Raw genomic sequence first — 12,604 nt, forward strand, 5'->3', positions numbered from 1 at the left:
CGCACCACTGGATCACGCGAGGGGATCACGGCATGGCCGAGCGCGCGGAGTACCGCATCGTCTCGCTGCTCGGCGAGGGCGCGACGGGCCGCGTGGAGCTGGCTCAGGCGGCCTCCGGACAGCTGGTCGCCCTCAAGACCGTGCACCCGCACCTCGCGGCGGAGCGCAGCTTCCGTGAGCTCTTCCGCCGTGAGGCGACCGCCGCGCACACCGTCGGCGGGCCGTTCACGGCGGCGGTCGTCGACGGCGGGATCGAGAGCGGGCAGCCCTGGCTGGCGACCGAGTTCTGCGTGGGCCCCGCCCTCGTCGAGACGGTCACCACACTCGGGCCGCTGGACCCGCCGAGCCTTGGCACCCTCGGCACCGCGCTCACCGTCGCCCTGTCCGCCCTGCACGCCGCGGGACTGGTCCACCGCGAGCTCAAACCGGCCCATGTGATCGTCACCCGCGGCGGTCCGAAGGTCATCGGATTCGGCGCCGGATACCCCGAGGACGCCACCGGACCGCTTGGCTTCGTCGCCCCGGAGCAGCTGACGCCCGGCGCCCAAGTGGGCCCACCCGCCGATGTGTTCGGGCTCGGCGTGCTGCTGGCACTGTCCAGCACCGGGCGCAATCCGCACGGCTCGGGCGGCGCCGAGAAAGTGCTCCTGCGCACGCTGCACGAAGCGCCCGATCTGATCGGTGTCCCGGGCCCCCAGTGGCCGGGTTTCATCGCGCACTGCCTCGCCAAGAGCCCGGCGGACCGCCCCACCGTCCCCGAGGCCCTGGCCTGGTGTGCCGGTCAGGCAGCCGCCGTGCCGTGGTGGGAGGAGGAACCGATGTCCGGGGTGATCCGCGAGCATGAGGACGACGTGACCGAACTTCTCGGCCTCGGTGAATCCGACCCCGAAATCGACGCCGCGACGGACCCGGACTGGCGGGCCTGATGCCGGGCTCCCGGATATGCGCGCGGCGGGCGATCTTCGCGTAAACGCCTTTCCCGCGAACGTGCGGACTCCGCGTCGAAGACGGGGTGAGGACCGCGAGGGTGCGGACCGCGGGGGGAATGCGCCGAGTTCCGACTCCGCGCGACTCCCGGAAGCCGGAAGAGCGCCGCACGCCTCCCGTCCGGGCCGCCAACGACGTTTGCACACCACCCGAGTTCCGAGAGGCACCACCGATGAACCTGTCCGCCGCCGAAGTCCCCGGACGCTCCGAAGGCACCGCACGCCGAGTCCTCGTCAGTGGCGCCTCACGCGGCCTCGGCCGCGCCGTCGCCCGAGCCTTCGCCGAGAACGGCGACCGCGTCGCGGTCCACTACGGCTCACGGCGCGAGGACGCACAGCGCACCCTCGCCGGGCTCGCCGGTACGGGCCATGTGCTGGTCGGCGGTGACCTCTCGGACCCGGCCGGGGCGGCCGAGGTCGCGGCCCTGGCCGCGGACGGACTCGGCGGCATCGACGTCCTGGTGAACAACGCCGCCGTCAACGAGCGCCACCCGCTCGCCGAGACGTCGTACGAGGACTGGGCCGCCGTATGGCAGCGGCATGTGTCCGTCAATCTCCTCGCCACCGCCAATCTCAGCCATCTCGCCGCGCGCCGGATGATCGACCAGGGAAGCGGCGGCCGGATCGTCAACATCGGTTCGCGCGGCGCCTTCCGCGGGGAGCCGGACCACCCGGCGTACGGGGCGACGAAGGCGGCGGTGCACGCGCTGGGCCAGTCGCTGGCGGTTTCGCTGGCCCCGTACGGAATCGGGGTGGCCTCGGTCGCACCGGGGTTCTTTGAGACCGAGCGGGTGGCGCACCGGCTGAGCGGGGCGGAGGGCGAGGCGATCCGGGCGCAGAGCCCCTTCGGCCGGGTGGCGTCGGCGGACGAGGTCGCGTCGGCGGTGCTGTGGCTGGCCTCACCGGCCGCCGAATGGTCCTCGGGCGCGGTGCTGGACCTCAACGGCGCTTCGCATTTGCGTACTTGAGCGCGGGCATCGCCGGACCTCCCGCGGACGGTTCTCGGCGTACCCGGCGAGTGGTTCGAAGAATCTTCGTAAAGAAGGTCAACAGGCATGGAACACCTGTAATCCCCAACACCTACCCGCACGTGGTGACGGGCGGTCGGATCACGTCCGGTATCTGCGGCGCCCCGTGGGACATCACGGGCGGCATCGTCGGCGAGCAGATCAGGCTCGACGCGAAGCGTACGGGGCAGGGTTCCTGCGCCGACACGATCACGATCGTGGGCGAGTTCCGGAATCCGTCGTCGTACCAGGGTACGTACGGATTCGACGGGGCGTCGTCCTCGTTCAAGCACACGACGAAGTACCAGTGACGCGCAACTGCGCGCACACGTCCTGAGTACGTGAACCGGCGGGCGGCGGGATCCATCGGACCCGCCGCCCGCCCGCCCGCACGCACCGCGCCTCACCACAGCCGCCGCACCGGCGCCTCACCGTCCGGGCAGGGTCAACTCCCGGTGCGCGAGCGGGCCTTGAAGGCGGCCTTGCGGGCCTCCTTGGCCGACTTCCGGTCCGGGTGCAGCCGGCCCATCGCCTCCAGCACGTCCGCCGTGGACGGGTGCTCCACCCGCCAGGCCGTGTCGAAGAAGCCGCTGTGCTGACCGGTGAGACCCGCCACCAGGTCCTGGAGCTCGGCCGGCTCGCCGTCCGCGTCGAGTTGGGCCGCGATCGTGTCGATGGCCAGCCAGAAGATCATCGTGTCGGGCGGCGGCGGCACGTCCGACGCGCCGCTCTCGGCGAGCCAGACCCGGGCCAGGCCGCCCAGCTCCGGGTCGTCGAGCACCTCGCGCACGGCTGGCTCCGCCTCCGGGCCGACCAGCGAGAGGGCCTGCTGGCTGCGGAGCCTGCGCAGCGGCGCGCCCCGGTCGGCGCCATGCGCGGCGGCGAGCAACTCCCTTGCGGCGACGGCCGGTTCGCGGCCGGCGAGCCACAGCACGGTCTCCGCCCGCGCCGAGATCTCCGGGTAGTACGCGATGCCGTCGAGCAGCGTGTCCGCGCCCTTGTCCACGAGGTCACCGACGGCGGGCGCGTCCACGCCCGCTTCGAGCATCCGGGACCTGACCCCGTACAGGCCGAGCGGCGTGAGCCCGACCATCCCGTACCGGGACACGTCCTCCTCGTCGACTGGCGGCCTGGGTACCTCGGGCTCGTCCTCGCCCGCCTCCGCCATCAGCGCCTCGTCGACGGGCCGGTAGACGACGAGCCCGACCGGCTCAAGCACCCGGAACTGGTCGTCGAGCCGCATCATCGCGTCCGACACCTGCTCCAGTACGTCGTCGGTGGGCTCGCTCATGTCGTCGGGCACGATCATCGACGCGGCGAGCGCTGGCAGCGGCACGGGCCCTTCCGCCGCGCCGGAGGACACGGTCAGCAGATACAGATTGCCCAGTACGCCCTCCAGGAACTCGGCCTCCGCCTCCGGGTCCCACTCCAGCGCCCCGAAGTCGATCTCGCCGTCCTCGTCGATGACCTCCGCGAGGTCCTCCAGGACGGGGGCGGTCGCGTCGGCGAATACGGCGTCGAAGGCGTCGAGCCAGATCGCGAGGATGTCCTGCGGGCTTCCGGAGGTGAGCGTCGCCAGGTTCTCACCGGCCGTGACCGTGCCGGTCGCGTCCGACTGGGCAGCGCTCGCTTCCGCGTCCTCGTCGGCGTCCGTGATGTCGACCAGGCCCGTGTCGACGGCGATCCGCCAGGCCTCGCTCGCGTCCGCGGCGCCGTCCTCGTCGTCGGCGAGGCCGAGGTGCTCGGCAGCGGCGGGCAGTTGCTCGTCGGCGAGTTCGCCGCCGGCTCCAACCCTGGTCGCGGGCCCGGCCCAGCGGGCGAGCAGAGCGGCGCGCGCGAGCAGCGGGGAGGCGAGTGCCTCGCGTGCCAGCTCGGCGTCGGAGTGCAGCCGCACCGGCGGCAGGGTCGGGCGGTCTCCGGACATCTGGTGATTCTCCTCGGGGCATGCGGCTCGGGCGGCCCCCAGCGTAGACGTATTTGCCCCTATGCCACCTGGTTCATGTACCGGCCGGGAGCCGTACACCCGGCGACCCTTGACAACCCCTGGGCCGACACAAGAGATTGACGCGCGTAGACCCTTGTTCCGTCACCCTTCTCGCACTCACTCACTCACACCCTCCCGGAGCCTCGTGATGACTGCCCGTTCCTCCCTCCCCAGGTCCGCCGCCGTCGCGGCCGTAGTCGCCGCCGCACTGGCCGGCGGCCTGCTCGCGGCCTCGTCCTCGGCCTCCGCGTCCGGCTCCGCCGACGGGACGCGGATCCACGACATCCAGGGCAGCACCCGGATATCCCCGCTCGCGGGGCAGCAGGTCACCGACGTCACAGGGATCGTCACGGGCGTGCGGACGTACGGCTCGAAGGGCTTCTGGTTCCAGGACCCGAAGGGCGACCGCTCCGCCGCGACCAGCGAGGGCGTCTTCGTCTTCACCAGCTCCGCGCCGACGGTCGCCGTGGGTGACGCGGTGAAGGTGTCGGGCACGGTGGGCGAGTACGTTCCCGGCGGGGCCACCTCCGGCAACCAGTCGCTCACCCAGATCGCGAAGCCCACGGTGACCGTGACGTCGTCCGGCAACGCGGTGCCCGCGCCGGTCACCCTCTCCGCGAATTCCGTGCCTTCGGCGTACGCCCCGGACGGCGACCCGGCGGCGGGCGGCAGCGTCAACGCGCTGCCGTTGCGGCCCCGCAAGTACGCCCTGGACCTCTACGAGTCGCTGGAGGGCAGCAATGTCCGCGTCGGCAGCTCGCGGGTGGTCGGCGCGACGGACGCGTACAACGAGCTGTGGGTCACCGTGAAGCCGCACGAGAACGCGAGCCGGCGCGGCGGCGCGGTCTACGGCTCCTACGCCGCACAGAACACCGGCCGGATCCAGATCCAGCAGCTCGCCCCCGCCGCCGAGCAGCCGTTCCCCAGGGCCGATGTGGGTGACGTGCTGTCCGGCAGGACCGAAGGGCCCCTGGACTTCAACCAGTTCGGCGGCTACACGCTGACGGCCCGCACGATCGGCGAGGTCACCGACCGCGGCCCGGTGCGCGAGAAGACACGCGCGCAGCGCGGCGGCGAGCTGGCGGTGGCGACGTACAACGTGGAGAACCTCGACCCGGGCGACCCGCAGGAGAAGTTCGACGCGCTCGCCGCGGCGGTCGTCGACAACCTGGCCTCGCCCGACATCCTCGCCCTGGAGGAGATCCAGGACAACAACGGTGCGAAGAACGACGGCACGGTCGCCGCCGACGAGACGCTGCGGAAGTTCATCACCGCGATCACGGCGGCGGGCGGTCCGGCGTACGAGTGGCGGAGCGTCGACCCGGTCGACAAGAAGGACGGCGGGGAGCCCGGCGGCAACATCCGACAGGCCTTCCTCTTCAACCCCGAGCGGGTCTCCTTCACCGACCGCGCGGCCGGCGACGCGGTGACGCCGACCGGTGTCGTACGGGAGAAGGGCCGCGCGGCCCTGACGCACTCCCCCGGCCGCGTCGACCCGGCGAACGCCGCCTGGGACAACAGCCGCAAGCCGCTCGCCGGTGAGTTCACCTTCCGCGGCCGTACGGTCTTCCTGATCGCCAACCACTTCGGGTCCAAGGGCGGCGACGAGAGCCTGGTGGCGCACCACCAGCCGCCGGTGCGGGGCTCGGAGGTCAAGCGTCTTGAACAGGCGAAGGCGGTCAACGCGTTCGTCAAGGACATTCTCAAGGCCCAGCGCGGCGCCGACGTCCTGGTCCTCGGCGACATCAACGACTTCGAGTTCTCCGCGACGACGAAGGCGCTCAGCGACGGCGGGGCGCTGTACCCAGCCGTCAAGTCGCTGCCGAAGTCGGAGCGTTACAGCTATGTGTACCAGGGCAACAGCCAGGTGCTCGACCAGATCCTGACCAGCCCGTCGATCGACGACTTCGCCTACGACAGCGTGCACATCAACGCGGAGTTCGCCGACCAGAACAGCGACCACGACCCGCAGGTGCTGCGCTTCCGCCCGTAGCCGCCGACCGCTACGGCGCGGCTCACCAGGCGGTCACGGTGAACTCGTCCAGGATCCGCATCTCGTCCTCCAGCGGGAACTTCCGCGACTTCCCGCCGGGGACGGGGCGAGCAACAGGGCGGATCCCTGGCGGAGTTCGCCGCCCTTGGTGTTGCTCGTCCAGGAGAGGAGCAATCGGACGCTCTCGCCGGGGGCGAGGATCACCGAGGCCGGTCTTTTCGGGCCCCGGGGACAGCTCCGGCGGGCCCGGCCTGGTGGCGGGCGAGGGAGGGGCGACGGGCGGCGTCGGACTGATCCTCACCGTCGGGGTCGGCGGCGGTTCGCCTGGCCGGGGCTGGAGGGACGGTCGACACCGACTGCGGCCCGCACCGGAGCAATGCCGGTGCGGGCCGCGGGAGTTGCGTGCGGTGTGGCTAGTTGTGGCTGTGCAGGACGTCGTTGAGCCCGCCCCAGACCGCGTTGTTGGGCCGGGCCTCGACCGTGCCGGACACCGAGTTGCGGCGGAAGAGGATGTTGCTCGCGCCGGACAGCTCGCGCGCCTTGACGATCTGGCCGTCGGGCAGTGTGATGCGGGTGCCCGCGGTCACGTAGAGACCCGCCTCGACGACGCACTCGTCACCGAGGGCGATGCCGACGCCCGCCTCGGCGCCGATCAGGCAGCGCTCACCGATGGTGATGCGCTCCTTGCCGCCGCCGGAGAGGGTGCCCATGGTGGACGCGCCGCCGCCGATGTCGGAGCCGTCACCGATGACGACACCGGCGGAGATGCGGCCCTCGACCATGGAGGTGCCGAGCGTGCCGGCGTTGAAGTTGACGAAGCCCTCGTGCATCACAGTGGTGCCGGCCGCGAGGTGCGCGCCGAGGCGGACCCGGTCCGCGTCGGCGATCCGGACGCCCTTGGGGGCGACGTAGTCGGTCATCCGGGGGAACTTGTCGATCGAGGTGACCTGGAGGTGCAGGCCCTCGGCGCGGGCGTTCAGCCGGACCTTCTCGACGTCGTCGACGGCGACCGGGCCCAGCGAGGTCCAGGCGACATTGGCGAGGAGCCCGAAGACGCCGTCCAGGTTCTGGCCGTGCGGCAGCACCAGGCGGTGCGAGAGGAGGTGCAGGCGCAGGTACGCGTCGTGCGCGTCCAGCGGCTTGTCGTCGAGCGAGGCGATGACCGTACGGACGGCGACGACCTCGACGCCGCGCCGGGCGTCGGGGCCGAGGGCCTTGGGCGCGGCCTGGCCGAGCAGCTCGGCGGCCCGCTCGGCGGAGAGCCTCGTGGTGCCCGTGGGGCCCGGCTCGGCGACGAGCTCGGGTGCCGGGAACCAGGTGTCGAGGACGGTGCCGTCTTCGGTGAGGGTGGCGAGTCCGGCGGCGACGGCGCCGGTGGTGCGAGTAGCAGTGGAATCGGTCATGGCCGAACGCTAACCGGGAGGGGTACGCGGAGGCGAACCGGTCCCGGATGGCGGGCGCGGAATGAGGCGGGCGAGCATCTCGCGCGCGTAGGCCTCGTCGTACCTGGCGTCGGTCAGCAGCACCTGGAGGCAGATGCCGTCCATCAGCGCGACCAGCGCACGGGCGGTCACCGGGTCGGTGCGCAGGGCCAGCCGGTCGGCCACTCCCTCGCCCCACTCGGCGGCGACCGGGCGCAGCGCGGGGCGGCGGAGCGCGGCCAGATACAGCTCGTACTCCAGCTCCACACCGGTGCGGTCCCCGGAGAGCCACTCCCCCAGCAGCCCGGCGAGCTCCGCCGCGACATCGGCCCCGGGGTCGTCGAACGCGCCGCGCGTGCTGACCGCCTTGGCGAAGCCCTCGTTGGCCTGGCGCAGCGCGGCGACCATCAGCTCGTCGAGGGTCTTGAAGTGGTACGTCGTCGAGCCGAGCGGCACATCCGCCTCGGCGGCGGCGGACCGGTGGCTCAGGCCCGCGATGCCCTTGCCGCCGACCACTCGGATCGCGGCGTCGATGATGCGCTGGCGGCGCTCGGGATCGTATCGGCGGGCCATCAGTGCGCGCCCCCGACGTTGAGCAGGACGACACCGCCGATGACCAGGGCGATGCCCGCCAGCTTGACCGCGTTCGCCGACTCGCCCAGGAAGAACATGCCGATGGCGGCGACGGCGGCCGTGCCGACTCCGGCCCAGATCGCGTAGGCGGTGCCGACGGGCAGGGTCTTGAGGGTCTGGGCGAGGAGGGTGAAGGCGAGCAGGTAGCCCGCGACCGTTCCGAGCGAGGGCCACAGCTTGCTGAAGCCCTCGCTGTACTTCATGGCCGTGGTCCCGGCCACCTCCGCCGCGATGGCCGCGGCCAGCAGTGCATAAGGCATGCGTACGAGTGTACACATCGTTGCGTACGACCGTACACAAAGCGCTTGGTCCGCCGCCGTGAACCGGACCGCCCGCGTCCTGTCCGCGCAGCCGCGGCTCGCCGTTCCGCGTCCGGTGCCCACCCGCTACGGTGTACCGCCTGGTCAGGCATGAAACACGACGGAGTGAGCAGCAGTGGCGCAGGATTCAGGACCGAACGGGCCGCCCCACGGGGGGCCGTACGACGCCGGGCCGCAGAACAGCGGTCCGTACCCCGGTGGCGGTCCGCAGGGCGGGGGTCCCTATCAAGGTGGCCCGTACACCGGGCCACCGCCGCCCGGCTGGCCCGGCTGGGCACCCCCGCCGCCGCCCAGGCCCGGTGTGATCCCGCTGGGCCCGCTCGCCCTCAGCGACATCCTGGGCGGCAGCTTCACCGCCATGGGCCGTTACTGGAAGCAGCTGTTCGGCATAGCCGTGCTGATGTACGGCGCCGCACTGCTGGTGTCGGGCGCGGCACTCGCGGTGGCGATCTCCGCCGTGAAGGACGACCTGGACCTGGTCTTCGACTCCTCCGCGAACAACGACGACTTCACCTCCGAGACCGGCTGGTCGCTGGGGATCGCCTTCGGCGCCGTGTGGCTCATCGCCATCCTGGCCATGGTGGTCGCCACCGCGACGATCCAGGCGGCCTGCCCCGCGGTGCTCCAGGACGCGGTCCTCGGCCGTCGTACGACCATCGGCGCGGTGTGGCGACGGGCCTGGCCCCGGGTGCCCGCAGTGATCGGCGCGATGCTGGTGCCGTGGCTCGCCGCGGCGGTCGCCGTGGGCCTCTTCCTGCTCGGCTACGTCTCGCTGCTCGTCAGCCTGGCCCCGCTGGACTCGGACGTCGCCTCGGGCGTCTGGGCCGCGGTGGGCTTCGTGGGCTTCCTCGCGATGATCCCGCTTGCCACCTGGGCCTGGGTGCTGTTCAGCCTGGCCCCGGCGGCGGTGGTCTTCGAGTCCCAGCGCCCCGTGGCCGCACTGCGCCGCTCGGTCGAGCTGGTGCGCGGCTCCTGGTGGCGGATCTTCGGCATCACGGCGCTGGCGGGGGCCATCGCCACGATCGCGGGTTACCTCATCCAGATTCCGTTCACCATGATCGGCGCGCTGTCGATGCTCCCCTCCATGTTCGACATGGGTTCGGAGCCCCGCCCTGAGCAGATCCTCGTCGCCGCGGGCAGCTACGTGGTGTTCATCATGCTGGGCGCGATGGTCAGCCAGATCTTCGCCACCACCTTCCCCCAGCTGGTGACCGGCCTGCTCTACGTCGACCAGCGCATCCGCAAGGAGAATTTGGCGCCGGTCCTCGCCGAGAGCGCGGCGGCGCTCCCGCCGCCCGCCGGACACTGAACGGGGCTCTCACGCGAACAGCGATGCCCGCCGGTCGTGAAGACCGGCGGGCATCGCTGTCGGGGCTGTGGGCCCGGAGCCCCGGTGCTCGAACTCAGACGTTGAAGCCGAGCGCGCGCAGCTGCTCACGACCGTCGTCCGTGATCTTGTCCGGACCCCACGGCGGCATCCAGACCCAGTTGATCTTCAACTCGTTGACGATGCCCTCGGTCGCCGACTTCGCCTGGTCCTCGATGACGTCGGTCAGCGGGCAGGCCGCAGACGTGAGCGTCATGTCGATGGTGGCGACGTTGGAGTCGTCGACGTGGACGCCGTAGATGAGGCCCAGGTTGACGACGTCGATGCCCAGCTCGGGGTCGACCACGTCGTACAGCGCCTCGCGGACCTCCTCCTCGGAGGCCGGCTTGGTCGTCAGGCCCTCGGTCTCGACGGGTGTCACTGCGTTCTCGCTCATGCGGTCTTCCTCTCGGCGCCGTCGCCCAGTGCCTGGGCCGTCGCGTCCTTCCATGCCATCCAGCTCAGCAGAGCACACTTCACTCGCGCCGGGTACTTCGAGACACCGGCGAACGCGACCGCGTCCTCCAGTACCTCCTCCATCGCGTCGTCGGGCTCCAGCTTGCCCTTGGACTGCATCAGCACCAGGAAGTTCGCCTGGATGTTCTGCGCCTCGGCCAGCTCCTTGCCGACCAGCAGCTCATTGAGCACGGACGCGCTGGCCTGGCTGATGGAGCAGCCCTGCCCCTCGTAACTGATGTCCTTGATGGTGTCGCCGTCGTACTTCACGCGGAGCGTGATCTCGTCGCCGCACGTCGGGTTCACATGGTGCACCTCGGCGTCGCCGTCTCTAAGACCGCGCCCGTGCGGATGCTTGTAGTGGTCCAGGATTACTTCCTGGTACATCGAATCCAGCTTCACGATCCCCAGCCCTAACCGAAGAAGTTCCGTACGTGCTCCAGGCCGTCGACCAGGGCATCGACCTCGGCCGGCGTGGAGTACAGATAGAACGACGCCCGCGTGGTCGCAGGAATTCCGTACCGCAGGCAGACCGGCCGTGCGCAGTGGTGTCCGACCCGGACCGCGATGCCCTGCTCGTCGAGGACCTGGCCCACGTCGTGCGGGTGAATGTCACCGAGCGTGAAGGAGATCGTCGCGCCGCGGTCCTCTGCCGTCGTCGGACCGATGAACCGCAGGTCCGGGACGTTCCGCAGCCGCTCCATCGCGTATTCGGTGATGGCGTGCTCATGCGCGGCGATCTTGTCCATGCCGATCGCGGAGAGGTAGTCCACGGCCGCACCGAGGCCGACGGCCTGGGCGATCGGGGGCGTACCCGCCTCGAACTTGTGCGGCGCCGGCGCGTACGTCGACGAGTGCATCGACACGGTCTCGATCATCTCGCCGCCGCCGAGGAACGGCGGCAGGTCCTCCAGCAGCTCCTGGCGTCCCCACAGCACACCGATGCCGGTCGGGCCGACCATCTTGTGCCCGGTGAAGGCCACGAAGTCGGCCTGCAGCGCCTGCACGTCGAGCACCATGTGCGGCGCGGCCTGCGAGGCGTCGATGCAGACCAGGGCGCCGACCTGCTGCGCCCGGCGGATGATCGCCTCGACCGGGTTGATGGTGCCCATGATGTTGGAGACCAGCGTGAAGGAGACGATCTTCGTCTTCTCGGTGATGACCTCGTTGATGTTCGACAGGTCGAGACGGCCGTCGTCGGTGATGCCGAACCACTTCAGCTGCGCGCCCGTGCGCTGCGAGAGCAGCTGCCACGGCACGATGTTGGAGTGGTGCTCCATCTCCGTGATGACGATCTCGGTCTCGTTGTCGACGCGGTACGGCTCGTCGGCCCAGGCCAGCATGTTGGCCACGAGGTTGAGCGACTCCGAGGCATTCTTGGTGAAGATCACCTCGTCGCGGCTCGGCGCGTTGATGAAGGCGGCGACCTTGTCGCGAGCGCCCTCGTACAGCGCCGTGGCCTCCTCGGCCAGCACGTGCACGCCACGGTGGACGTTCGCGTTGTGCTGCTCGTAGTACTCGTTCAGCGCGTCGAGGACCTGGCGCGGCTTCTGCGAAGTCGCCGCGTTGTCCAGGTAAACGATCTTCTTCCCGTCGTGGACCACACGATCCAGAAGGGGGAAGTCCTTGCGGATCGCCTCGGTGTCGAGGAGGCCGGGCAACTGTGTCACGCGGTCGCGCCACCCTTCGTGTATGCCTCGTAGCCTTCGGCCTCGAGCTTGTCGGCGAGCTCGGCGCCGCCGGACTCGGCGATGCGACCGTTCGCGAACACGTGCACGAAGTCGGGCTTGATGTAGCGCAGGATGCGCGTGTAGTGGGTGATCAGCAGCGTGCCGACCTCACCGGACGCGCGGACGCGGTTGACGCCGTCGGAGACCTGGCGCAGCGCGTCGACGTCCAGACCGGAGTCCGTCTCGTCGAGGATCGCGATCTTCGGCTTGAGGAGCTCCAGCTGGAGGATCTCGTGGCGCTTCTTCTCGCCGCCGGAGAAGCCCTCGTTGACGTTGCGCTCGGAGAAGGCCGGGTCCATCTGGAGAGTCTCCATCGCGGTCTTGACCTCCTTCACCCAGGTGCGCAGCTTGGGGGCCTCGCCGCGCATCGCCGTCGCCGACGTGCGCAGGAAGTTGGAGACCGAGACGCCGGGGATCTCGACGGGGTACTGCATCGCCAGGAAGAGGCCGGCGCGGGCGCGCTCGTCGACAGTCATCTCCAGGACGTCTTCGCCGTCGAGGGTCACCGTGCCGCTGGTGATCGTGTACTTGGGGTGGCCCGCGATCGAGTAAGCGAGGGTGGACTTGCCGGAGCCGTTGGGCCCCATGATGGCGTGGGTCTCACCCTGCTTGACCGTCAGGTCGACGCCCTTGAGGATCTCCTTCGTGGCGTGGTCGGCCTCGACGGATACGTGCAGGTCGCGGATTTCAAGCGTTGCCATGGCTGTC

Annotated in this window: 13 protein-coding genes; 5 read left to right on the top strand and 8 right to left on the bottom strand. The window is 70.7% G+C overall.

Going from position 1 to position 12,604, the window contains the following annotated elements:
- Nucleotides 1-32 precede the first annotated feature (32 nt).
- The 3 genes from ACLLJJ_RS07190 to ACLLJJ_RS07200 all read left to right on the top strand — a co-directional run bounded on the left by ACLLJJ_RS07190 (nucleotide 33) and on the right by ACLLJJ_RS07200 (nucleotide 2,304).
- Entirely contained in the window at nucleotides 33-926 is an 894-nt protein-coding gene (locus ACLLJJ_RS07190; protein ID WP_434588434.1) for a serine/threonine-protein kinase, read from the top strand.
- Between the two features lie 233 nt (nucleotides 927-1,159).
- Complete coding sequence (locus ACLLJJ_RS07195; protein ID WP_434588435.1) at nucleotides 1,160-1,954, top strand: SDR family NAD(P)-dependent oxidoreductase; 795 nt, start codon at nucleotides 1,160-1,162, stop codon at nucleotides 1,952-1,954.
- A 122-nt stretch (nucleotides 1,955-2,076) separates the two neighbouring features.
- The gene (locus tag ACLLJJ_RS07200) at nucleotides 2,077-2,304 is read left to right on the top strand and encodes a hypothetical protein (protein WP_434588436.1); all 228 of its coding nucleotides are present in this window, start codon (nucleotides 2,077-2,079) and stop codon (nucleotides 2,302-2,304) included.
- Nucleotides 2,305-2,438: 134 nt separating this feature from the next.
- Here the strand turns inward: ACLLJJ_RS07200 and ACLLJJ_RS07205 are convergent, their stop codons facing one another.
- A complete protein-coding gene (locus ACLLJJ_RS07205; RefSeq protein WP_434588437.1) occupies nucleotides 2,439-3,917 on the bottom strand; it encodes a hypothetical protein in 1,479 nt (492 codons plus the stop codon).
- A 208-nt stretch (nucleotides 3,918-4,125) separates the two neighbouring features.
- Here ACLLJJ_RS07205 and ACLLJJ_RS07210 point away from each other — a divergent pair, with 208 nt between their 5' ends.
- A complete protein-coding gene (locus ACLLJJ_RS07210) occupies nucleotides 4,126-5,970 on the top strand; it encodes an endonuclease/exonuclease/phosphatase family protein (RefSeq protein WP_434588438.1) in 1,845 nt (614 codons plus the stop codon).
- Nucleotides 5,971-6,383: 413 nt separating this feature from the next.
- On the opposite strand, the gene dapD is transcribed toward ACLLJJ_RS07210, so the two are convergent.
- Genes dapD through ACLLJJ_RS07225 form a run of 3 tightly spaced genes read right to left on the bottom strand, consistent with a single transcriptional unit; the run spans nucleotide 6,384 to nucleotide 8,284 of the window.
- Entirely contained in the window at nucleotides 6,384-7,373 is a 990-nt protein-coding gene (dapD, locus tag ACLLJJ_RS07215; RefSeq protein ID WP_434588439.1) for a 2,3,4,5-tetrahydropyridine-2,6-dicarboxylate N-succinyltransferase, read from the bottom strand.
- A 9-nt stretch (nucleotides 7,374-7,382) separates the two neighbouring features.
- The gene (locus ACLLJJ_RS07220; RefSeq protein WP_434588440.1) at nucleotides 7,383-7,964 is read right to left on the bottom strand and encodes a TetR/AcrR family transcriptional regulator; all 582 of its coding nucleotides are present in this window, start codon (nucleotides 7,962-7,964) and stop codon (nucleotides 7,383-7,385) included.
- Nucleotides 7,964-8,284 carry a DMT family transporter gene (locus ACLLJJ_RS07225; protein ID WP_434588441.1) on the bottom strand — a complete coding sequence of 107 codons (321 nt, stop codon included), beginning with the start codon at nucleotides 8,282-8,284 and terminating at the stop codon, nucleotides 7,964-7,966. The genes ACLLJJ_RS07220 and ACLLJJ_RS07225 overlap by 1 nt, the downstream gene beginning before the upstream one ends.
- Nucleotides 8,285-8,459: 175 nt before the next feature.
- Between ACLLJJ_RS07225 and ACLLJJ_RS07230 the strand changes: the two genes are divergently transcribed.
- A complete protein-coding gene (locus tag ACLLJJ_RS07230; RefSeq protein WP_434588442.1) occupies nucleotides 8,460-9,653 on the top strand; it encodes a hypothetical protein in 1,194 nt (397 codons plus the stop codon).
- Nucleotides 9,654-9,747: 94 nt separating this feature from the next.
- On the opposite strand, the gene ACLLJJ_RS07235 is transcribed toward ACLLJJ_RS07230, so the two are convergent.
- Genes ACLLJJ_RS07235 through sufC form a run of 4 tightly spaced genes read right to left on the bottom strand, consistent with a single transcriptional unit; the run spans nucleotide 9,748 to nucleotide 12,597 of the window.
- Complete coding sequence (locus ACLLJJ_RS07235) at nucleotides 9,748-10,107, bottom strand: metal-sulfur cluster assembly factor (protein WP_434588443.1); 360 nt, start codon at nucleotides 10,105-10,107, stop codon at nucleotides 9,748-9,750.
- On the bottom strand, nucleotides 10,104-10,568 hold the full coding sequence (gene sufU / locus ACLLJJ_RS07240; RefSeq protein ID WP_434588444.1) for a Fe-S cluster assembly sulfur transfer protein SufU: 465 nt from the start codon (nucleotides 10,566-10,568) through the stop codon (nucleotides 10,104-10,106). Before sufU ends, ACLLJJ_RS07235 begins: the two co-directional genes overlap by 4 nt.
- Nucleotides 10,569-10,579: 11 nt before the next feature.
- Entirely contained in the window at nucleotides 10,580-11,836 is a 1,257-nt protein-coding gene (locus ACLLJJ_RS07245; protein WP_434588445.1) for a cysteine desulfurase, read from the bottom strand.
- A complete protein-coding gene (gene sufC, locus ACLLJJ_RS07250; protein WP_283516659.1) occupies nucleotides 11,833-12,597 on the bottom strand; it encodes a Fe-S cluster assembly ATPase SufC in 765 nt (254 codons plus the stop codon). The genes ACLLJJ_RS07245 and sufC overlap by 4 nt, the downstream gene beginning before the upstream one ends.
- Nucleotides 12,598-12,604: the final 7 nt, after the last annotated feature.

This window comes from Streptomyces sp. A5-4 (assembly GCF_051131715.1).
In the GTDB taxonomy this organism is placed as follows: Bacteria; Actinomycetota; Actinomycetes; order Streptomycetales; family Streptomycetaceae; genus Streptomyces.